Origin of the sequence: Streptococcus mitis (assembly GCF_946188375.1) — a bacterium.
Taxonomy (GTDB): domain Bacteria; phylum Bacillota; class Bacilli; order Lactobacillales; family Streptococcaceae; genus Streptococcus; species Streptococcus mitis_CX.
This window is the reverse complement of record NZ_CAMHUS010000005.1, coordinates 37410-56370: the sequence shown is the minus strand read 5'-3', so window position 1 is coordinate 56370 and position 18961 is coordinate 37410. Positions and strand designations below refer to the sequence as shown.

The 18961-nt window shown below is 41.7% G+C and carries 23 protein-coding genes; all 23 read left to right on the top strand.

From position 1 onward, the window contains the following. The first annotated feature begins 18 nt into the window (after positions 1–18). The 23 genes from N8M16_RS06120 to N8M16_RS06010 all read left to right on the top strand — a co-directional run bounded on the left by N8M16_RS06120 (position 19) and on the right by N8M16_RS06010 (position 18957). On the top strand, positions 19–630 hold the full coding sequence (locus tag N8M16_RS06120) for a CPBP family intramembrane glutamic endopeptidase (RefSeq protein ID WP_261069811.1): 612 nt from the start codon (positions 19–21) through the stop codon (positions 628–630). A gap of 161 nt (positions 631–791) precedes the next feature. Further along, positions 792–1586 carry a cell cycle regulator CcrZ gene (ccrZ, locus tag N8M16_RS06115; protein ID WP_000362999.1) on the top strand — a complete coding sequence of 265 codons (795 nt, stop codon included), beginning with the start codon at positions 792–794 and terminating at the stop codon, positions 1584–1586. Then, a complete protein-coding gene (trmB, locus tag N8M16_RS06110; RefSeq protein WP_112445000.1) occupies positions 1583–2218 on the top strand; it encodes a tRNA (guanosine(46)-N7)-methyltransferase TrmB in 636 nt (211 codons plus the stop codon). Before ccrZ ends, trmB begins: the two co-directional genes overlap by 4 nt. 125 nt (positions 2219–2343) lie before the next feature. Further along, positions 2344–2823, top strand: coding sequence for a ribosome maturation factor RimP (gene rimP / locus N8M16_RS06105; protein WP_001808691.1), 480 nt, complete (start codon positions 2344–2346; stop codon positions 2821–2823). Between the two features lie 43 nt (positions 2824–2866). After that, positions 2867–4003, top strand: a complete 1137-nt coding sequence (gene nusA / locus N8M16_RS06100) for a transcription termination factor NusA (protein WP_000032285.1) — start codon at positions 2867–2869, stop codon at positions 4001–4003. A gap of 21 nt (positions 4004–4024) precedes the next feature. Then, positions 4025–4318, top strand: coding sequence for an RNase P modulator RnpM (rnpM, locus tag N8M16_RS06095; protein WP_000857557.1), 294 nt, complete (start codon positions 4025–4027; stop codon positions 4316–4318). Continuing rightward, entirely contained in the window at positions 4311–4610 is a 300-nt protein-coding gene (locus tag N8M16_RS06090; RefSeq protein ID WP_001041390.1) for a YlxQ-related RNA-binding protein, read from the top strand. The genes rnpM and N8M16_RS06090 overlap by 8 nt, the downstream gene beginning before the upstream one ends. Before the next feature lie 16 nt (positions 4611–4626). Then, positions 4627–7419 carry a translation initiation factor IF-2 gene (gene infB / locus N8M16_RS06085; protein WP_238096211.1) on the top strand — a complete coding sequence of 931 codons (2793 nt, stop codon included), beginning with the start codon at positions 4627–4629 and terminating at the stop codon, positions 7417–7419. Between the two features lie 251 nt (positions 7420–7670). Then, a complete protein-coding gene (rbfA, locus tag N8M16_RS06080) occupies positions 7671–8021 on the top strand; it encodes a 30S ribosome-binding factor RbfA (protein ID WP_001273601.1) in 351 nt (116 codons plus the stop codon). 247 nt (positions 8022–8268) lie between these two features. Further along, positions 8269–8772, top strand: a complete 504-nt coding sequence (locus N8M16_RS06075) for a hypothetical protein (RefSeq protein ID WP_261057092.1) — start codon at positions 8269–8271, stop codon at positions 8770–8772. A gap of 20 nt (positions 8773–8792) precedes the next feature. After that, positions 8793–9350 carry a C1 domain-containing protein gene (locus N8M16_RS06070; RefSeq protein ID WP_143952476.1) on the top strand — a complete coding sequence of 186 codons (558 nt, stop codon included), beginning with the start codon at positions 8793–8795 and terminating at the stop codon, positions 9348–9350. Between the two features lie 12 nt (positions 9351–9362). Further along, positions 9363–10472 carry an SPFH domain-containing protein gene (locus tag N8M16_RS06065; RefSeq protein ID WP_143952475.1) on the top strand — a complete coding sequence of 370 codons (1110 nt, stop codon included), beginning with the start codon at positions 9363–9365 and terminating at the stop codon, positions 10470–10472. A 302-nt stretch (positions 10473–10774) separates the two neighbouring features. Further along, positions 10775–11554 (top strand): hypothetical protein, encoded by a 780-nt coding sequence (locus N8M16_RS06060; protein WP_084889569.1) that lies wholly within the window; start codon positions 10775–10777, stop codon positions 11552–11554. A 1-nt stretch (position 11555) separates the two neighbouring features. After that, positions 11556–11738, top strand: coding sequence for a hypothetical protein (locus N8M16_RS06055; RefSeq protein WP_153192886.1), 183 nt, complete (start codon positions 11556–11558; stop codon positions 11736–11738). Continuing rightward, the gene (locus tag N8M16_RS06050; protein WP_261069810.1) at positions 11735–11887 is read left to right on the top strand and encodes a hypothetical protein; all 153 of its coding nucleotides are present in this window, start codon (positions 11735–11737) and stop codon (positions 11885–11887) included. Before N8M16_RS06055 ends, N8M16_RS06050 begins: the two co-directional genes overlap by 4 nt. Positions 11888–12003: 116 nt before the next feature. Continuing rightward, positions 12004–12237, top strand: a complete 234-nt coding sequence (locus tag N8M16_RS06045; protein WP_000368739.1) for a DUF1858 domain-containing protein — start codon at positions 12004–12006, stop codon at positions 12235–12237. Continuing rightward, on the top strand, positions 12237–13571 hold the full coding sequence (locus N8M16_RS06040) for a DUF438 domain-containing protein (RefSeq protein ID WP_261069809.1): 1335 nt from the start codon (positions 12237–12239) through the stop codon (positions 13569–13571). The genes N8M16_RS06045 and N8M16_RS06040 overlap by 1 nt, the downstream gene beginning before the upstream one ends. A gap of 9 nt (positions 13572–13580) precedes the next feature. Continuing rightward, positions 13581–13835 (top strand): DUF1912 family protein, encoded by a 255-nt coding sequence (locus N8M16_RS06035; protein ID WP_000119707.1) that lies wholly within the window; start codon positions 13581–13583, stop codon positions 13833–13835. 95 nt (positions 13836–13930) lie between these two features. Continuing rightward, the gene (locus tag N8M16_RS06030) at positions 13931–14326 is read left to right on the top strand and encodes a helix-hairpin-helix domain-containing protein (protein ID WP_000038635.1); all 396 of its coding nucleotides are present in this window, start codon (positions 13931–13933) and stop codon (positions 14324–14326) included. Between the two features lie 283 nt (positions 14327–14609). After that, positions 14610–15188 carry a flavin reductase family protein gene (locus N8M16_RS06025; protein ID WP_261069808.1) on the top strand — a complete coding sequence of 193 codons (579 nt, stop codon included), beginning with the start codon at positions 14610–14612 and terminating at the stop codon, positions 15186–15188. After that, complete coding sequence (locus N8M16_RS06020; protein ID WP_261069807.1) at positions 15175–15735, top strand: GNAT family N-acetyltransferase; 561 nt, start codon at positions 15175–15177, stop codon at positions 15733–15735. The genes N8M16_RS06025 and N8M16_RS06020 overlap by 14 nt, the downstream gene beginning before the upstream one ends. Then, positions 15735–16313: an AAA family ATPase gene (locus tag N8M16_RS06015; protein WP_261069806.1), complete on the top strand. Its 579-nt coding sequence runs from the start codon at positions 15735–15737 to the stop codon at positions 16311–16313. Before N8M16_RS06020 ends, N8M16_RS06015 begins: the two co-directional genes overlap by 1 nt. Continuing rightward, a complete protein-coding gene (locus tag N8M16_RS06010) occupies positions 16306–18957 on the top strand; it encodes a valine--tRNA ligase (RefSeq protein ID WP_261069805.1) in 2652 nt (883 codons plus the stop codon). The genes N8M16_RS06015 and N8M16_RS06010 overlap by 8 nt, the downstream gene beginning before the upstream one ends. Positions 18958–18961 lie beyond the last annotated feature (4 nt).

Sequence of the window (18961 nt, the reverse complement as noted above, 5' to 3'; positions counted from 1 at the left end):
GTTGAGGAGGCTAGTTTTATGGAGTTTTTTGATAAATTTCATGCCTTTTGTTTTGGATTTTTAGTACTACTAATCGTCATTACAGTTCCTTATACGATTAACCACGGGGATTTTTTTCAAAATGAATCTGAATTGATTATTGTAAGTCTTCTTGTAACTTCGCTGAGTGTTACTTATGCTAGAAAGTTTGAAATGATTTCTTTTGGGATGTTAAGCAAGAAAGACCTTTTGCTTTTCATTGCAATCTTTCTTCTAAGTGTACTTGAGACGCTGGTTTATATTCATTTCTTCGCTGTTTCTTCTGGCGCGGGAGTTCAACACTTGGCGGAAGTCAGCAGAGGAATTTCTCTGTCTTTGATTTTGACTACCTCAGTTTTTGGACCAATCCAGGAGGAACTCATTTTCAGAGGACTTCTTCAAGGTGCGGTTTTTGACAATTCTTGGTTAGGTCTTGTGCTAACTTCCTCTCTCTTTTCTTTCATGCATGGACCTTCTAATGTCTCTTCGTTTATTTTTTATCTACTTGGGGGCTTATTGCTGGGCTTTGCTTATAAAAAGAGCCAAAACTTATGGGTTTCTATTCTAGTCCACATGTTTTACAATGCTTGGCCACTCTTATATTATTTATAAAAATCATGAAAAGGTAAGCAGAAGACGGTGCTTGCCTTTTTCTTTCTATAATGATACCCAAGCCAATCCAGAGGCTTTTCTTTGAGAATCGGGCGTGGAGCGGTTGACGAATAGACCAAAAACTAGTAGAATAGTAAGGAAACTTTATACGGAGGAAAGAAATGGATTTGGGTGATAATGAGCTAACACTGACTCCCATACCTGGGAAAAGTGGTAAGGCTTATATGGGTAGCTATCCTGATGGGAAGCGCATCTTTGTAAAAATGAATACCTCTCCAATCCTACCTGGTCTAGCTAGAGAACAAATTGCTCCACAATTATTATGGAGTCGCCGTTTGGCAGATGGGCGTGATATGTGTGCTCAAGAATGGTTAACTGGCAAGATATTGACCCCCTATGATATGAATCGTAAGCAAATCGTCAATATTTTAACCCGTCTTCATCGCTCACGTCCGTTGATGACACAGTTGAGTCGTTTGGGATATGCCATGGAAACACCTGTAGATTTACTACAGTCTTGGCAGGAAACGGCTCCAGATGCTTTGCGTAAAAATCATTTTATCAGTGAAGTGATGGCTGATTTACGTCAGACTATTCCAGGGTTTAGAGAGGACCATGCGACCATTGTCCATGGAGATGTACGACATAGTAATTGGATTGAGACAGATAGTGGCTTGATTTATTTGGTGGATTGGGATTCGGTTCGCTTGACCGACCGCATGTTTGATGTGGCCCATATGCTCTGCCATTATATTCCAGAACATCAGTGGAAGGAATGGTTGACCTACTACGGTTACAAGTATAATCAAACGGTATTAAATAAATTGTATTGGTACGGTCAATTGTCTTATTTGAGCCAGATTTCCAAGTATTATATGAACCAAGATTTAGAAAATGTCAATCGGGAGATTCATGGCTTGCGTCACTTCCGAGACAAGTATGGAAAGAGAAGATGAGAGTTAGAAATCGTAAAGGGGCGACAGAATTACTAGAGGCAAATCCCCAGTATGTTGTCCTCAATCCCTTAGAATCCAAGGGAAAATGGCGGGACTTGTTTGGCAATGATAATCCCATTCATGTGGAAGTTGGAAGTGGAAAGGGTGCCTTTGTTTCAGGTATGGCCAAGCAAAACCCTGACATCAACTATATCGGGATTGATATTCAAAAGTCTGTTTTGAGCTACGCTTTGGACAAGGTGCTTGAAGTTGGAGTGCCTAACATCAAGCTCTTGTGGGTAGATGGTTCTGACTTGACTGACTACTTTGAAGACGGTGAGATCGATCGCTTGTATCTGAACTTTTCAGATCCATGGCCGAAAAAACGCCATGAAAAGCGTCGTTTGACCTACAAAACCTTCTTGGATACCTTCAAACGTATCTTGCCTGAAAATGGAGAAATTCATTTCAAGACGGATAACCGTGGCTTGTTTGAGTACAGCCTAGTGAGCTTTTCTCAGTATGGCATGAAGCTCAATGGTGTCTGGCTTGATTTACATGCCAGTGATTTTGAAGGCAATGTCATGACAGAATACGAGCAAAAATTTTCCAACAAGGGTCAAGTTATCTACCGAGTTGAGGCAGAATTTTAAGAAATAGCCTGAAATCAGGCTGTATAAGTGCTTTTGCTTTACATAAGTAGTAAAAAGTGCTATACTAAGAGTAAGAATATGAAAAGTGAGGCGGGGAAATATCTTCGCCTCTTGCTTATGAGGAGGTGGACGCAATCGCAACAATCGTAGAATTAGTCAGAGAAGTTGTAGAACCTGTCATAGAAGCACCTTTCGAACTTGTGGATATCGAGTATGGAAAGATTGGCAGTGACATGATTCTCAGTATTTTTGTAGATAAACCTGAAGGAATTACCTTGAACGACACGGCAGACTTGACAGAAATTATCAGTCCTGTCCTAGACACCATCAAGCCAGATCCCTTCCCAGAACAATATTTCCTAGAAATCACCAGTCCAGGCTTGGAACGTCCTTTAAAAACCAAGGATGCCGTTGCTGGAGCGGTTGGGAAATACATCCATGTCGGGCTCTACCAAGCCATCGATAAGCAAAAGGTCTTTGAAGGAACCTTGTTGGCCTTTGAAGAGGATGAGTTGACCATGGAATATATGGACAAGACACGTAAGAAAACTGTCCAAATTCCATACAGTTTAGTATCAAAAGCACGTTTAGCAGTTAAATTATAGAAAAAGAAAGGATAGCTTTTGAGGATTCAAAAGTGAAGAAAACATGAGTAAAGAAATGCTAGAGGCCTTCCGCATTTTGGAAGAAGACAAGGGAATCAAAAAAGAAGACATCATCGACGCAGTAGTAGAGTCGCTTCGTTCCGCTTATCGCAGACGCTATGGTCAATCAGACAGCGTAGCTATTGACTTTAACGAAAAAACAGGTGACTTTACAGTTTATACTGTCCGTGAAGTGGTTGATGAAGTATTTGATAGCCGTTTGGAAATCAGCTTGAAAGATGCCCTTGCCATTAATTCAGCCTATGAACTTGGTGACAAAATCAAGTTTGAAGAAGCACCTGCTGAGTTTGGTCGTGTAGCAGCTCAATCTGCCAAACAAACCATCATGGAAAAAATGCGCAAGCAAACACGTGCCATCACTTACAATACTTACAAAGAACATGAACAAGAAATCATGTCTGGTACAGTAGAACGCTTTGACAACCGCTTTATCTATGTCAACCTCGGCAGCATCGAAGCCCAATTGTCAAAACAAGATCAAATTCCTGGTGAAGTTTTTGCTTCTCATGATCGTATCGAAGTTTATGTCTACAAGGTTGAAGACAACCCTCGCGGTGTCAACGTCTTTGTTAGCCGTAGCCATCCAGAAATGATCAAACGCTTGATGGAGCAAGAAATTCCAGAAGTTTATGATGGAACTGTTGAAATCATGAGCGTGGCCCGTGAAGCTGGTGACCGTACTAAGGTTGCAGTTCGTAGCCATAATCCAAACGTGGACGCTATCGGTACAATCGTTGGACGTGGTGGTGCTAATATCAAGAAGATTACTAGCAAATTCCACCCAGCTCGTTACGATGCCAAGAGCGACCGTATGGTGCCAATCGAAGAAAACATCGACGTTATCGAGTGGGTAGCAGATCCAGCTGAATTTATCTACAATGCCATTGCTCCTGCTGAAGTTGACCAAGTTATCTTTGACGAAAACGACAGCAAACGTGCCTTGGTGGTTGTACCAGATAACAAGCTTTCTCTTGCTATCGGTCGTCGTGGGCAAAACGTTCGCTTGGCGGCTCACTTGACTGGTTACCGTATCGATATCAAGTCTGCTAGCGAATTTGAAGCCATGGAAGAAGCTGGTTCAGTAGATTTGGAAGCAGAAAACGATACTGTAGAAGAATAAAAGCTGCTAGAGGAGGGAAAGATGAAAACGAGAAAAATCCCTTTGCGCAAGTCTGTTGTGTCCAATGAAGTGATTGATAAGCGTGATTTGCTCCGCATTGTCAAGAACAAGGAAGGACAAGTCTTTATCGATCCGACAGGCAAGGCCAACGGCCGCGGCGCTTATATCAAGCTAGACAATGCTGAAGCCCTAGAGGCAAAAAAGAAGAAGGTCTTTAACCGTAGCTTTGACATGGAAGTGGAAGAAAGCTTTTATGATGAGTTGATCGCTTATGTGGATCACAAAGTGAAAAGAAGAGAGTTAGGACTTGAATAAGCAAAAGATAAGCAATCTCTTGGGACTTGCTCAGCGAGCAGGGCGTATCATATCGGGTGAAGAATTGGTGGTTAAAGCCATTCAAGATGGCAAGGCCAAGTTGGTCTTTCTAGCTCATGATGCTGGACCCAATCTGACCAAGAAGATTCAAGATAAAAGTCATTATTATCAAGTAGAAATTGTAACCGTGTTTTCAACACTGGAATTAAGCATAGCAGTCGGAAAATCGAGAAAGGTTTTGGCTGTAACAGATGCTGGATTTACAAAGAAAATGAGGTCTCTTATGGAATAGAAGAGGAGGACATGATTTGTCTAAGAAAAGATTGTACGAAATCGCAAAAGAACTTGGAAAAGAAAGTAAAGAAGTTGTAGCGCGTGCAAAAGAGTTGGGCTTGGATGTGAAAAGCCACTCATCAAGTGTGGAAGAAGCTGTCGCTGCAAAAATCGCTGCCAGCTTTAAGCCTGCAGCTGCTCAGAAAGCAGAAGCAAAACCTGCAGCACCAAAAGCAAGTGCAGAAAAGAAAGCCGAAAAATCTGAGCCAGCTAAACCAGCTGTAGCTAAGGAAGAGGCAAAACCGGTTGAGCCAGTCGCTCCGAAGGCAGAAAAAGTAGCAACTAAACCGCAAAGCCGTAATTTTAAGGCTGAGCGTGAAGCTCGTGCCAAAGAGCAGGCAGAACGACGCAAGCAAAATAAGGGCAATAACCGTGACCAACAACAAAATGGAAACCGTCAGAAAAACGACGGTCGCAATGGTGGAAAACAAGGTCAAGGCAACCGCGACAATCGTCGCTTTAACGACCAAGCTAAGAAACAGCAAGGTCAGCAAAATCGTGGTAATGAGCGCCGTCAACAAGAGGATAAACGTCCACATCAAGCGGCTCCACGTGTTGACTTTAAAGCCCGTGCAGCAGCCTTAAAAGCAGAGCAAAATGCAGAATATGCCCGTTCAAGTGAGGAACGTTTCAAGCAGACTCAGGCTGCCAAAGAAGCCTTGGCCCAAGCTAATAAACGCAAGGAGCCAGAGGAAATCTTTGAAGAAGTTGCTAAGTTAGCTGAACAAGCGCAACAAGTTCAAGCAGTGGTTGAAACAGCTCCTGTAGCTAAAGAAGCACCAGTGGATACACGTCGTAAAAAACAAGCTCGACCAGACAAAGAACGTGATGATTATGATCACGAAGAAGATGGTCCTAGAAAACAACAAAAGAATCGAAGTAGTCAAAATCAAGTGAGAAATCAAAGAAATAGTAACTGGAATAACAACAAAAAGAACAAAAAAGGCAATAACAAGAACAACCGCAATCAGACTCCAAAACCTGTTACGGAGCGTAAATTCCATGAATTGCCAACAGAATTTGAATATACAGATGGTATGACCGTTGCGGAAATCGCAAAACGTATCAAACGTGAACCAGCTGAAATCGTTAAGAAACTCTTTATGATGGGTGTCATGGCCACACAAAACCAATCTTTGGATGGGGAAACAATTGAACTCCTCATGGTGGATTATGGTATCGAAGCCAAACAAAAAGTTGAAGTGGATAATGCCGACATCGAACGTTTCTTTGTCGAAGATGGTTATCTCAATGAAGATGAATTGGTTGAGCGTCCACCAGTTGTAACTATCATGGGACACGTTGACCACGGTAAAACAACACTCCTAGATACCCTTCGTAACTCTCGTGTTGCGACAGGTGAAGCGGGTGGTATCACTCAGCATATCGGTGCCTACCAAATCGTGGAAAATGGCAAGAAGATTACCTTCCTTGATACACCAGGACACGCGGCCTTTACATCAATGCGTGCGCGTGGTGCTTCTGTTACCGATATTACTATCTTGGTCGTAGCGGCAGATGACGGGGTTATGCCTCAGACTATCGAAGCCATTAACCATTCAAAAGCAGCTAACGTTCCAATCATCGTAGCCATTAACAAGATTGATAAACCAGGTGCCAACCCAGAACGTGTTATCGGTGAATTGGCAGAGCATGGAGTTATGTCAACAGCTTGGGGCGGAGATTCTGAATTTGTTGAAATCTCGGCTAAATTCAACCAAAACATCGAAGAATTGTTGGAAACAGTCCTTCTTGTGGCTGAAATCCAAGAACTCAAGGCAGACCCAACAGTTCGTGCGATTGGTACAGTTATCGAAGCGCGCTTGGATAAAGGAAAAGGTGCGGTTGCAACCCTTCTTGTGCAACAAGGTACCTTGAATGTTCAAGACCCAATCGTTGTCGGAAATACTTTCGGTCGTGTCCGTGCTATGACCAATGACCTTGGTCGTCGTGTTAAAGTTGCTGGACCATCAACACCAGTTTCTATCACAGGTTTGAACGAAGCGCCAATGGCGGGTGACCACTTTGCCGTTTACGAGGATGAAAAATCTGCGCGTGCAGCCGGTGAAGAGCGTGCCAAACGTGCCCTCATGAAACAACGTCAAGCTACCCAACGTGTCAGCCTTGAAAACCTCTTTGATACCCTTAAAGCTGGTGAACTCAAATCTGTTAACGTTATCATCAAGGCTGATGTACAAGGTTCAGTTGAAGCCCTTTCTGCATCACTTCAAAAGATCGATGTGGAAGGTGTCAAAGTGACCATTGTTCACTCGGCTGTCGGTGCCATCAACGAATCTGACGTGACTCTTGCTGAAGCTTCAAATGCTTTCATCGTTGGTTTCAACGTACGCCCTACACCACAAGCTCGTCAACAAGCAGAAGCTGACGATGTGGAAATCCGTCTTCACAGCATTATCTACAAGGTTATCGAAGAGATGGAAGAAGCCATGAAAGGAATGCTTGATCCAGAATTTGAAGAAAAAGTTATCGGTGAAGCAGTTATTCGTGAAACCTTCAAGGTGTCTAAAGTGGGAACTATCGGTGGATTCATGGTTATCAACGGTAAGGTTACCCGTGACTCTAAAGTCCGTGTTATCCGTGATGGTGTCGTTATCTATGACGGTGAACTTGCAAGCTTGAAACACTACAAAGACGACGTTAAGGAAGTTACAAACGGTCGTGAAGGTGGATTGATGATCGATGGCTACAATGATATCAAGATGGATGATGTGATTGAGGCCTATGTCATGGAAGAAATCAAACGATAAGATTTTTTGCTCCTTTCTTAGGTGGTGAGGGACGCAAGCAAACCGATGGTTTCATTGCTTATTTTTGAGCCTAGGGTCTCAAAAATCCCCTGTGATGGGACTGATAAATCAGTTCCATCACTTTCACAACGGCGAAAGAAGCGGATGAGTTCAAATTGAACTTCGTTTCAATTTGAATTAAAAATCAAGAAGTTTAAAAATAGCTAGATCTGCTGGCCTAGCTTTTGGTTCAAAGTAGAGAAAGGAATATCATGGCAAATCATTTCCGTACGGATCGTGTGGGCATGGAAATCAAGCGTGAAGTTAATGAGATTTTGCAAAAGAAAGTCCGTGATCCGCGTGTCCAAGGCGTGACCATCACAGATGTTCAGATGCTGGGGGACTTGTCTGTTGCCAAGGTTTACTACACCATTTTGAGTAACCTTGCTTCAGATAATCAAAAAGCCCAAATCGGGCTTGAAAAAGCAACTGGTACTATCAAACGTGAACTTGGTCGCAATTTGAAATTGTACAAAATCCCAGATTTGACCTTCGTCAAAGATGAGTCCATAGAGTATGGAAACAAGATTGACGAAATGCTACGAAATCTGGATAAGAACTAAGAAGAGGGGCAACCCTCTTTTTTGGTGGAGGAAAATAGGTGGAATTTGAAATGGGAAAATATTCTTTTATAGTGGATTGAAAATCAAATTAATTTCTAAAAATGTTTTAGCAATCGTTTCCTACTATTCTAGATTCAATATACTATAACTAGAATTCTGTATTTTTAAAGGTTAGCTAATTAGAAAATGCTTTTTTTTTTTAGCAAATATGATATGATGATTTCATAAATAAAAGGAGATTCTATTAATGAATAATGTAAAAAAAGTTTGTCGTTTAGCTTTGTTATGTCTTTCCGTCTCTACCCTAGTTGCTTGTAGTTCTCTATCTGAAAAAACAAGTAGCTCTTCTAGTGAGAATCAAACAGAAGCTTCATCTAGTAGTTCTGAAAAGAAAGGGTTGCTTGCCAAAGCAAAAGAAAAACTCAGTTCAGGCGATTTCAACCCACAAGATGTTAGTGATGCGACAATTGAGTCTATAAAAACTTATGAAGATTACTTGATTATGAATGAGAAAATAATCGATAATTACTATACAGAAGCAGACGAAACCTTTAAAGGGACAGTTTTAGAAGATAGCGCTGCTATCCAAGAACTAAAAGATAGCACTACAAAAGAGATGGAAGATCTGAAAAAACAATATGGTCCACTCAAGAAAGCACCGATTCAAGGGAAAGAAGAAGTTATTAAGACTCTAAAAGATTATCGTGACAATCTACATGAGCAAGTGGAGCAGTGGAAAGCTAGTCTTTAATAGGAAGAGTGGGGTTCAAGATGGATTATCAATTATTGCCACATGAATACATGGTTATGAATAGTGACCATGTGAGTTTTGGGAAAAATGGTTTGTCTACAGATGAATTAATTTTAACGAATCTACACTTAATACATATCAAAAAAGGTTTTTGGGGAGGAAAAAAAGACCAAGTTACCATACCCATTAACCAGATTAAAATTTTTGAAGGGAAACCTCAAGTTTCAGTAACCAAAACCAATGGTGTGAAACGGCTAGAAATTTATTATAATGGCGGACAAGCTATCTTTGCATTTAATAATACTAAGGATACTGACAAGTGGGCTAGAAACATTATTAAATTGATTTCAGGTGATACAAGCAATTTTGAAACCTTGGGGGATAGCAGCTTGTTTGGAGCAGATGTTTTGGCAGAAACATTTAAGGATACATTTGACACTTTTAAAGCAGGACTTGGGATTAAGGATGCAGAGCCAGAAAAGATTTCAACCAAGTGTAGCTTTTGTGGAGCACCTTTGTCAGGCCAAGTGAAGCAAACAGTAAGATGTGCCTATTGTGATATGGATCAGAGTTTATAAGGGGGCAATTAAATGGGGTTGATAAAAGCAATTACAGATTCTATTGGTGGGACATTTGCAGATCAGTGGAAAGAAATTATCACAGTTCAAGCTTTTGATGAACATACAGCTGTAAGTCCCGGTATTGTTCAAGAAAGTAATAATGGTAGGGGTGTCAATACGAAGGGATCTGCAGGTGTTATTTCCAACGGATCCAAGATTTTTATTCCAGAAAATACTGCAGCCTTTATCTTTAGTCAGTCTGGTATAGAGGAAATTATTACAGAACCAGGTGGATATGAATATCAAAATGGTGAGAGCAGTGTTTTTAACGGTGATGGATTGAAAAAGTCACTGTTTGACAATGTTGTTAATCGTGTTGGATTCGGTGGTCAAAGTGATCAGCAAAAACAGATTTGTTTTGTTAATTTGAGAGAAATTCGTGATATTAAATTTGGAACTCGTGGTCCAGTCATGTATAATGATTTGTTTTATGGGACAGATTTAGAAGTACGTGCTTTTGGAACATTTTCTATCCAAATTACAGATGCTAAGCAATTTATCAGAAATTTTCTTCCTGCCAATGTGACTTATTATACTTTCGACAGTGCTCAAGCTAGATCACAAATAGTGACAGAGTTTCTCCAATCTTTTATTGTTGCACTCAATTCTTTGTCAACAACTTATCGTATTTCACAATTGCCGTCACAAGCTTCAATTCTTGCAACCCAAGTATCGAATGATGGACAGTATGCAGGGACTTGGAAAGAACGTTTTGGATTTGAGATTGTAAAAGTTGCCATTGCTAATATTGAGTTCTCACCAGAATCTAAGGAATTGGTTAAACAATTTTCATCAAATAAGATGAATTTAAAGGCTTATGATGATGTATCGCAGAAAGCTTCTAATATTGCAGCACAACAAAAAATTGCATCAGGAGTGGAGCAACATGGTCTAGGTGATGGTGCAGGGATGATTTTTGGTATGAATATGGCACAAGGTTTAGATGAAAAAGCAATGAAACCAAGTTTATCATTAGATGAACAAATCGAAGCCCTTACAAAACTAAAATCTCTTTTAGATGCTGGGATACTATCTCAGGAAGAGTTTGATCGAAAGAAAAAAGAAATTATGGATTTATAAAATGAGACTCGAAAGTTCATAGTTAGTACGTATTCAAGGGACATTCTAGGTAAAACAACAATAGACTATCGTTCATAGATAGAATATCAAGTTGTAAAGGTAGAGTTGAATATTCGAGTTGTCTCTACAAAGACTATTAAAGTTCTTTAACAAATAAGTTGCCAAGGATTTTGATTTTGTGTTTTGGACTATTTATCTAAAAAATAAGGAGTTTTTGAAAACTTTTGAGGGGAATTTGAAACATACTTTAAAAGAGTATGCTATCATAGACTATAACTTACAGAAGTAAAAGGAGTTTGTATATGGCTGAACAAGACTTAGCTATGCAAGTATTACAACAAGTGGTAAAACTACCTGTTGTTAAGGTTGATCGTTCGAAATTTTTAGTGGATAAGTTTTCCAAAGAATTGGATCCACAGGACATTCCTACCTTATTAGAACAAGGCCCAACGTCTCTCTTATCTCAAGAAACCTTAGATAGAGTGGCTAATGCCTGCATTAGGGATAATGTTTTATTGGCGAGTGGAACCTCTGTTTTGGCAGGATTACCTGGAGGGATTGCTATGGCAATTACCATTCCAGCTGATGTGGCTCAATTTTATGCTTTTTCTTTAAAATTAGCTCAAGAACTAGGCTATATTTATGGTTATGAGGATCTTTGGGCTTCACGCGATGAGTTGAGTGAAGATGCTCAAAATACCCTTTTGCTTTATCTAGGCGTCATGTTGGGGGTAAATGGAACCGCTGCCTTGCTACGTGCTGGTGGTATAACAATTGCCAAACAGGTAATGAAAACAGTGCCTAATAAAGCTTTAACAAAGACGCTTTGGTACCCTATTTTGAAAAAAGTCTTAAGAATATTTGGTGTGAATCTGACCAAGGGAGGGCTGGCCAAAGGAATGGGGAAATTCATACCTATCTTGGGAGGTATCATTTCAGGTGGTTTAACCTTTGCAACTATGAAACCGATGGGGGAAAGCTTGCAGAAAGAATTATCCAAGCTAGTCAACTATAGTGAAGTTCAATATCAAGAAGATGTTGAAACAATCCGAAAAGAGGCTGAAATAATCGAGGGTGAGTGACATGAATCCTATCAAAGCTTTTGCTAAAATCTATGGTAATTATTTTTTGACCGTGCAAGGTGTAAAAGTAATGAAAACGATAAAGAAAGATGACAATGTCGTTGTCGGTCTGGGGAAACTTTTTATTGCAGACAAGTTAATGGATACGGCTCGGTGGCTCATCAAGCCAGAGGAGAGAGAATGAAATTTTTCTGGGCGATTCTTGCTATTCTTTTTATCAAACCGATTATTGGAATTGTAAAATTCTTTTGGATGATTATCTATTTTGCAGTCCAATTGCTGTTTTACAAGCTATTATTTAAACTATTGGATTGGCTCTTTAAACTTATTTAGGTCGTAATTCAAGTCGCAGATAACTAGCAGGAACTCCGCTGCTAGTTTTTTAATCTCTCTCCATATGGTATAATATAAGCAGAAAAATCATTTTAGAACATACAATGGAGGTCGTCATGGACAATATCATCGATGTGTCAATTCCTGTTGCAGAAGTGGTGGACAAGCATCCAGAAGTCTTGGAAATCCTAGTGGAGCTTGGATTTAAACCCCTTGCCAATCCCTTGATGCGCAATACAGTTGGTCGTAAAGTATCGCTCAAACAGGGTTCTAAGCTTGAAGGAACTCCTATGGACAAGATTGTCCGCACACTGGAAGCGAATGGCTACGAAGTGATTGGATTAGACTAATGGCAGATGAACGAATTCATGTCCTGCGGGATATTTTGTTAGAATTGCATAATGGCGCCTCTCCTGAGTCGGTTCAGGAGCGTTTTGATGCGACTTTTGCAGGTGTCTCAGCCATAGAGATTTCCCTCATGGAGCACGAGCTGATGAACTCAGACTCAGGTGTCACCTTTGAAGATGTCATGGAACTCTGTGATGTCCATGCCAATCTTTTTAAAAATGCAGTAAAGGGCGTCGAAGTAGAGGATACCGAACACCCTGGCCACCCAGTTCGGGTCTTTAAGGAAGAAAATCTGGCCCTCCGTGCGGCCTTGATTCGCATTCGGAGACTGTTAGATACCTATGAGTCTATGGAAGATGAAGAAATGCTTGCGGAGATGCGCAAGGGTTTGGTCCGTCAGATGGGACTTGTGGGGCAATTTGACATCCATTACCAACGTAAAGAAGAACTCTTCTTTCCTATCATGGAGCGCTATGGACACGATTCACCTCCAAAAGTTATGTGGGGAGTGGATGATCAGATCAGGGAACTTTTTCAAACAGCTTTAGCGACAGCCAAGTCACTACCAGAAGTGTCGATTAGCAGCGTAAAAGAAGCTTTTGAAGCCTTTGCGACAGAGTTTGAAAGTATGATTTTCAAGGAAGAGTCCATCCTTCTCATGATTCTCCTTGAGTCCTTTACTCAGGATGACTGGCTTCAGATTGCGGAAGAGAGCGACGCCTATGGCTATGCTATTATCCGTCTATCTGAGAAATGGGTGCCAGAACGTCAAAGTTTTGTTGAGGAAAAGAGTGCAGAGGAGCCCGTACAACTAGATACGACAGAAGGCCAAGTTCAGCAAGTTATCGATACGCCAGAAGGACAGTTTACCATTACCTTTACCCCTAAGGAAAAGGAAGCGGTGCTGGACCGCCATAGTCCACAGGCTTTTGGCAATGGCTATCTCTCAGTCGAGCAGGCCAATCTGATCCTCAATCACCTCCCCATGGAGATTACCTTTGTCAATAAAGACGATATTTTCCAGTATTACAATGACAATACGCCAGCTGATGAGATGATTTTCAAACGGACCCCGTCCCAAGTTGGGCGCAATGTTGAACTCTGCCATCCGCCTAAGTACTTGGACAAGGTCAAGACCATCATGAAGGGGCTTCGTGAGGGAAGCAAAGACAAGTATGAAATGTGGTTCAAGTCTGAGTCGCGAGGTAAGTTTGTCCACATCACCTACGCTGCAGTGCACGATGAAAACGGAGAATTCCAAGGTGTGTTGGAATACGTTCAGGATATCCAGCCCTACCGTGAGATTGATACGGACTATTTCCGTGGATTAGAATAAGGAGAAAAAATGAGTTACGAACAAGAATTTATGAAGGAATTTGAAGCCTGGGTCAATACCCAAATCATGATCAACGACATGGCGCACAAGGAAAGCCAAAAAGTCTACGAAGAAGACCAGGACGAGCGTGCCAAAGATGCCATGATTCGTTATGAAAGCCGCTTGGATGCTTATCAGTTCTTGCTGGGTAAATTTGAAAACTTCAAAGCAGGCAAGGGATTTCATGATTTGCCAGAAGGCTTGTTTGGTGAGCGAAATTATTAAACGAGATAGATTCTTGATTTTTTACTAAAATCTTGATAGAATATTTATATTAAATCCTTGTCAGAGCAGGGGTTTTTTATTGAAAGGATTTTATCATGTCAAAGAAACTCAATCGTAAAAAACAATTACGAAATAGCCTCCGTCGTGCAGGTGCTTTTTCAAGTACTGTGACTAAGGTTGTAGAAGAGACAAAAAAAGTCGTAAAACGTGCAGAGCAGTCAGCAAGCCAAGCTGGTAAGGCTGTTTCTAAAAAAGTTGAACAAGCAGTAGAAGCTACCAAAGAGCAAGCTCAAAAAGTAGCCAATTCTGTAGAAGATTTTGCAGCAAACTTGGGTGGACTTCCACTTGATCGTGCTAAGACTTTCTATGATGAAGGAATCAAGTCTGCCTCAGATTTCAAAAATTGGACTGAAAAAGAACTCCTTGCCTTGAAAGGAATCGGCCCAGCTACCATCAAGAAATTGAAAGAAAACGGCATCAAGTTCAAGTAATCTTTCTTGTGCCTTGCATTTCCGTCAAAATCTTGCTACAATAGAGCCATTAGAGGTGTTTTGAATCCCACATTTTACAGAAAGTGGCGGTGCTGAGAAGTCCATAAATGTGTCAAAACTGGTTGCTAATGGATGAAAATTTGAAATAAAAGTGTCTTTTTGTTTTAAAGACGAGAGTTGCGGGCAACTGCCCGAATTTGGGTGGTACCGCGGATAAGCATATTCGTCCCTGTCATGTAGATGGCGGGGATTTTCTTTTGCGTCTTAGTAAAAGGAGGTTGTTATGAAGCAATCTTTTAAAACAAGTAAACTCTATTATGGTTTTCCTATCTTCATTTTGGGGTATCAGGATCAGAATTTTGGACACAATATTACGACCTGTAGCTCCTCTTATAGCTTGGGAGATTGGCTAGTCATTGGTGTCGGAGCTGAGGAAAATGCGGCTGAGCAAATCAAGCATTATCAACAGTTCACTGTGAATATCCCTGATGAAAATCTCATGCTCGAGATGGAGCAGGCTGGTTTTATCAGTCATCGGGAGAAACTGAAACACCTGGGACTAGACTACGAGATTTCTGAACGAACTCAGGCACCGATTTTAGAGGTTTGTCCAGTCGTATTGGACTGTCAGGTAGATCGGATTATCGAGGAAGATGGAATCTGTCACATCTTTGCCAAGATTATCGAACGACTTGCTGCTCCAGAACTTTTGGATGATAAGGGACATTTTAAAAATGACCATTTTTCGCCGACTTACTTTATGGGGGACGGTCACCAGCGCGTTTATCGCTATTTAGATAACCGTGTTGACCCTATGGGGAGCTTCATCAAGAAAGCGAGGATGAAGGATGTCAAGAGCTGAATTACCAGAACGATTAGAAACCGAACGACTCGTCCTACGAGTTCGTACAGTGGCAGATGCTGAGGATATCCATACCTACGCTAGTCTCCCAGAGGTCGCCTATCCAGCAGGCTTTCCTCCAGTCAAGACCTTGGAAGATGAGGTTTACTATCTAGAGCATATTCTTCCCGAACGCAATCAAAAGGAAAATCTCCCATCTGGCTATGGGATTGTCGTCAAAGGAACCGATAAAGTCATTGGTTCTGTTGATTTCAACCATCGCCATGCGGATGATGTGCTAGAGCTTGGCTATACCTTGCATCCAGACTATTGGGGTCGAGACTATGTACCAGAAGCAGCGTTTGCCTTGATTGACTTAGCCTTTAAAGATTTAGGTCTTCACAAGATTGAACTGACTTGTTTTGGTTATAATGTCCAAAGTCAACGAGTCGCAGAAAAACTTGGATTTACCCTCGAAGCTCGAATCCGAGACCGTAAAGATGTTCAAGGAAACCGCTGTGACAGTTTGATATATGGCTTGCTGAGGAGTGAGTGGGAGGTAATTTGATGCATCTTTTCATCATTGGTGCTCCGGCCTCAGGAAAAATGACGATTGGTCAAGAACTATCTCGACTGACGGATTCTACCCTCTTTTATAACCATCAAGCCATCGATTTTGCACTAGAAATCTATCAGGACTATACCGAGGAGATGTGGGAATTTGTTCGTGGAATGACCTTTTCTTTCCTTGGAGCAAGTGCAAGAAATCAGCGATCAGTAATTTTAACAGACGTAATTGATTTTTCAAATCAGTACCAGCTGCTGTATTTGAAGCAAATTCAGGATTTGTTGGATGACTATCATCAAGAGATTCTGTTTGTGGAGTTGGAAACAAGTCTTGAGGAGCGCTTATATCGAAATCGAACGGAGAATCGATTAAAGCACAAACCCTTAAAACGACATATTGAGGTATCTGAAAGAGAAATTTTAGAGACCGCTGAAACACTTCAATTAAATTCCCAACATCAACCGAATGAGTTGCACCACTACCTTAAAATAAATAATACGAATTTGTCTGCAGAAGAAGCTGCTAAGCAAATTCAAAATAAAATGAACAAAATAGAGAAAGGACAAACACATGTCTAAAGAACTTTCACCTAAATACAATCCAGTCGAGGTTGAGGCTGGTCGTTACCAAAAATGGCTTGATGCTGATGTTTTCAAGCCTTCAGGCGATCAAAAGGCCAAGCCTTATTCAATCGTTATTCCACCACCAAACGTAACTGGTAAGCTTCACCTTGGTCACGCTTGGGATACGACTTTGCAGGATATTATCATCCGTCAAAAACGCATGCAAGGTTTTGATACACTTTGGCTTCCAGGGATGGACCACGCTGGGATTGCCACTCAAGCTAAGGTTGAGGAGCGCTTGCGTGGAGAGGGCATTACGCGTTACGACCTCGGTCGAGAAAAATTCCTCGAGAAAGTCTGGGAATGGAAAGACGAATATGCCACTACCATCAAGGAACAATGGGGCAAGATGGGGCTCTCTGTAGACTACTCTCGCGAGCGTTTCACCCTTGACGAAGGTTTGTCAAAAGCCGTTCGCAAGGTCTTTGTGGATCTTTACAAGAAAGGCTGGATCTATCGTGGTGAGTTTATCATCAACTGGGACCCAGCAGCTCGTACAGCCCTTTCTGATATCGAAGTTATCCACAAGGATGTGGAAGGTGCCTTCTACCACATGAACTACATGCTGGAAGACGGTTCACGCGCCCTTGAAGTTGCCACAACTCGTCCTGAGACTATGTTTGGGGACGTTGCCGTTGCGGTCAATCCGGAAGACCCACGCTACAAAGACTTGATTGGTAAAAACGTCATCCTTCCAATCGCTAATAAACTCATCCCAATCGTTGGAGATGAGCACGCAGACCCTGAGTTTGGTACAGGTGTCGTGAAAATCACACCTGCTCACGATCCAAACGACTTCTTGGTTGGTCAACGCCACAACTTGCCACAAGTCAATGTTATGAACGATGACGGAACTATGAATGACTTGGCCTTTGAATTTGAAGGTATGGACCGTTTCGAAGCTCGTAAGGCAGTCGTTGCTAAGTTGGAAGAAATCGGTGCTCTTGTCAAAATCGAAAAACGTGTTCACAGTGTTGGCCACTCAGAACGTACAGGTGTTGTGGTTGAACCACGCTTGTCTACGCAATGGTTCGTCAAGATGGACCAATTGGCTAAGAACGCCATTGCCAACCAAGACACAGAGGACAAGGTCGAATTTTACCCACCTCGTTTCAATGATACCTTCCTCCAATGGATGGAAAATGTCCACGACTGGGTAATCTCTCGTCAGCTCTGGTGGGGTCACCAAATCCCTGCTTGGTACAATGCTGAGGGTGAAATGTACGTCGGCGAAGAAGCTCCAGAAGGTGACGGATGGACTCAGGACGAAGATGTTTTGGATACTTGGTTCAGTTCTGCCCTTTGGCCATTCTCAACTATGGGCTGGCCTGATGTGGACTCAGAAGACTTCAAACGTTACTTCCCAACTTCAACATTGGTAACAGGTTACGATATCATCTTCTTCTGGGTATCTCGTATGATCTTTCAATCATTGGAATTCACTGGTCGTCAGCCATTCCAAAACGTTCTGATCCACGGTCTTATCCGTGACGAGCAAGGACGCAAGATGTCTAAATCTCTTGGCAATGGGATTGACCCAATGGATGTTATTGAGAAATACGGTGCAGATGCCCTTCGTTGGTTCCTTTCAAACGGTTCTGCACCAGGTCAAGACGTGCGCTTCTCTTATGAGAAAATGGATGCTTCATGGAACTTCATCAACAAGATCTGGAACATCTCTCGCTACATCCTCATGAACAATGAAGGTTTGACCCTTGAGCAAGCAACTGCCAATGTCGAAAAAGTTGTTAACAAGGAAGCTGGAAATGTCACTGACCGCTGGATTCTCCACAACCTCAATGAAACTATCGGAAAAGCAACTGCCAACTTTGATAAGTTTGAATTTGGTGTGGCTGGACACATCCTTTATAACTTCATCTGGGATGAATTTGCGGACTGGTACGTTGAGTTGACCAAAGAAGTCCTTTATAGCGATAATGAAGAAGAGAAAGTCATCACACGTTCTGTCCTCCTTTACACTTTGGACAAGATCCTTCGTCTCCTTCACCCAATCATGCCATTCGTGACAGAGGAAATCTTTGGACAAATCTCAGAAGGCTCTATCGTGACAGCAGAATACCCAACTGTCAATCCAGCCTTTGAAGACCTTGCTGCTCACACAGGTGTAGAAAGCCTCAAAGACTTGATCCGTGCCGTTCGGAATGCGCGTGCAGAAGTAAACGTAGCGCCAAGCAAGCCTATTACAATTCTTGTCAAGACAAGCGATAGCGACTTGGAAACCTTCTTTAACAGCAATGTCAACTACATCAAACGCTTCACAAATCCAGAACACTTGGAAATCGCATCAAACATCCCTGCACCTGAACTCGCAATGTCAAGCGTCATCACAGGAGCAGAAATCTACTTGCCACTGGCAGACCTCCTCAATGTCGAAGAAGAACTAGCTCGTCTCGACAAGGAACTGGCTAAATGGCAAAAAGAACTGGATATGGTTGGTAAGAAGCTCTCTAACGAACGCTTCGTAGCCAATGCCAAACCAGAAGTTGTCCAAAAAGAACGCGACAAACAAGCCGACTACCAAGCTAAATACGACGCGACGGTTGCACGTATTGATGAGATGAAGAAACTCGTTAAATAAACAC

Excerpts from the sequence above, each read along its gene's own strand:
- N8M16_RS06120 (WP_261069811.1), top strand. The coding sequence starts at position 19 with ATGGAGTTTTTTGATAAATTTCATGCCTTTTGTTTTGGATTTTTAGTA.
- ccrZ (WP_000362999.1), top strand. The coding sequence starts at position 792 with ATGGATTTGGGTGATAATGAGCTAACACTGACTCCCATACCTGGGAAA.
- trmB (WP_112445000.1), top strand. The coding sequence starts at position 1,583 with ATGAGAGTTAGAAATCGTAAAGGGGCGACAGAATTACTAGAGGCAAAT.
- nusA (WP_000032285.1), top strand. The coding sequence starts at position 2,867 with ATGAGTAAAGAAATGCTAGAGGCCTTCCGCATTTTGGAAGAAGACAAG.
- rnpM (WP_000857557.1), top strand. The coding sequence starts at position 4,025 with ATGAAAACGAGAAAAATCCCTTTGCGCAAGTCTGTTGTGTCCAATGAA.
- rbfA (WP_001273601.1), top strand. The coding sequence starts at position 7,671 with ATGGCAAATCATTTCCGTACGGATCGTGTGGGCATGGAAATCAAGCGT.
- N8M16_RS06075 (WP_261057092.1), top strand. The coding sequence starts at position 8,269 with ATGAATAATGTAAAAAAAGTTTGTCGTTTAGCTTTGTTATGTCTTTCC.
- N8M16_RS06070 (WP_143952476.1), top strand. The coding sequence starts at position 8,793 with ATGGATTATCAATTATTGCCACATGAATACATGGTTATGAATAGTGAC.
- N8M16_RS06065 (WP_143952475.1), top strand. The coding sequence starts at position 9,363 with ATGGGGTTGATAAAAGCAATTACAGATTCTATTGGTGGGACATTTGCA.
- N8M16_RS06060 (WP_084889569.1), top strand. The coding sequence starts at position 10,775 with ATGGCTGAACAAGACTTAGCTATGCAAGTATTACAACAAGTGGTAAAA.
- N8M16_RS06055 (WP_153192886.1), top strand. The coding sequence starts at position 11,556 with ATGAATCCTATCAAAGCTTTTGCTAAAATCTATGGTAATTATTTTTTG.
- N8M16_RS06050 (WP_261069810.1), top strand. The coding sequence starts at position 11,735 with ATGAAATTTTTCTGGGCGATTCTTGCTATTCTTTTTATCAAACCGATT.
- N8M16_RS06045 (WP_000368739.1), top strand. The coding sequence starts at position 12,004 with ATGGACAATATCATCGATGTGTCAATTCCTGTTGCAGAAGTGGTGGAC.
- N8M16_RS06040 (WP_261069809.1), top strand. The coding sequence starts at position 12,237 with ATGGCAGATGAACGAATTCATGTCCTGCGGGATATTTTGTTAGAATTG.
- N8M16_RS06035 (WP_000119707.1), top strand. The coding sequence starts at position 13,581 with ATGAGTTACGAACAAGAATTTATGAAGGAATTTGAAGCCTGGGTCAAT.
- N8M16_RS06030 (WP_000038635.1), top strand. The coding sequence starts at position 13,931 with ATGTCAAAGAAACTCAATCGTAAAAAACAATTACGAAATAGCCTCCGT.
- N8M16_RS06025 (WP_261069808.1), top strand. The coding sequence starts at position 14,610 with ATGAAGCAATCTTTTAAAACAAGTAAACTCTATTATGGTTTTCCTATC.
- N8M16_RS06020 (WP_261069807.1), top strand. The coding sequence starts at position 15,175 with ATGTCAAGAGCTGAATTACCAGAACGATTAGAAACCGAACGACTCGTC.
- N8M16_RS06015 (WP_261069806.1), top strand. The coding sequence starts at position 15,735 with ATGCATCTTTTCATCATTGGTGCTCCGGCCTCAGGAAAAATGACGATT.
- N8M16_RS06010 (WP_261069805.1), top strand. The coding sequence starts at position 16,306 with ATGTCTAAAGAACTTTCACCTAAATACAATCCAGTCGAGGTTGAGGCT.